This is a genomic window from Streptomyces sp. NPDC101166 (genome assembly GCF_044768125.1).
Taxonomy (GTDB): Bacteria; Actinomycetota; Actinomycetes; order Streptomycetales; family Streptomycetaceae; genus Streptomyces.
On sequence record NZ_JBIWPF010000200.1, the window covers coordinates 1 to 1,218 of the forward strand.

Below are 1,218 nucleotides of genomic sequence, written 5' to 3' on the forward strand. Positions count from 1 at the left end.
CCGATATTCCGATTCCCGGCACCTATCCGTCCGGCGACACCTATTCGGTGCGTATCGAATTCGGGTCGGTGCTGAATCTGCCCGACCGCGCCAAGGTGATCTCCGACGGTGTCGAGGTCGGCATGCTCGACCACATCGAGCTGATCGGGACCACCGCGGTGGCGACGGTGAAACTGCACACCGGCGCCAAACTGTCGAAATCCACGACGGCGGAACTGCGGCAGTCGACCATTCTCGGCGATATCCATATCGCGCTGGAAGCGCCCAAGAACGCCAGTAGCACGCTGCTCGGCAACGGTGACGTGATTCCGGTGTCGCAGACGATTCCGGCCACCAATGTCGAGGATATTCTGCGGGCGCTGTCGAACATCATCACCGGCGGGCGGTGGTCGGACATCCAGAAACTGGTGACCGACGTGAATGCCGCGTTCCCGTCGGACCCGGCCGAACTGGACCGGGTCAACCGGGCCGGGCGGGTGGCGCTGCACGATATGGCCGCCCACACCGACGAATTGAATCGCATCCTCACCTCGGCGCAGCAGATCACCACGAAGCTGGAATCCGGTCGCGGGGCGGTGGACCGGATCCTCACGCTCGGGCCGGATCGGGCGGCCGGATTGTCGGATGTGCTGCTGGCCGTGGTGAATCTGATCATCAGCGGCGGTCCGCTCGCCAAGAACGCCGGGGATCTGCTGCTGCCGCACATCGGCGATTTCCGGTCGATCGTGTCGGTGCTCGCGCCGACCGCGGTGACGGCCGGATACGCCGACCTGACGCTGGCGGCGAATCTCGACACCTTCCACACGCTGCTGAAGGAGAAGATCATTCCCTTCCTGAACGCGCCGGATGTGAAGGTGCGCAACGTATCCGCCGCCGACGCGCAGGCCGACCAGCTGATCGGCACGCTGCGCGGGATCGGGATGGTGCCCTGATGAAGCTCTCACTGTCCGGGCCGGTGTCGCTGGTCATGCTGCTGGTGCTGACCTTCGTGTGCGGCAGCTACATGGCCGTCGGCGTGCTGAAGCTGGATCCACGCCGTCAGAACAACACCGTCACCGTGCTGCTCGACGGGTCGGGCGGGCTGATGAAGACCTCCCAGGTGACGCTGCGCGGCCTGCCCATCGGCAAGGTGCGCGATATCGGGGCGACCGCGCACGGACTGGCGGTCACCCTCGAATACGACGCCAAGTACCGGATTCCGGTGGACAGCGTCGTGCA

At 65.2% G+C, this 1,218-nt stretch carries 2 protein-coding genes; both read left to right on the forward strand.

Annotated features, from left to right (window positions below; translation table 11 throughout):
- A partial coding sequence (locus ACIRS4_RS37710; protein ID WP_404204708.1) for an MlaD family protein occupies positions 1–932 on the forward strand: 932 nt, incomplete at its 5' end.
- Positions 932–1,218 (forward strand): MlaD family protein (locus ACIRS4_RS37715; RefSeq protein ID WP_404204710.1); only part of this gene is annotated, 287 nt, incomplete at its 3' end. The genes ACIRS4_RS37710 and ACIRS4_RS37715, both read left to right, overlap by 1 nt.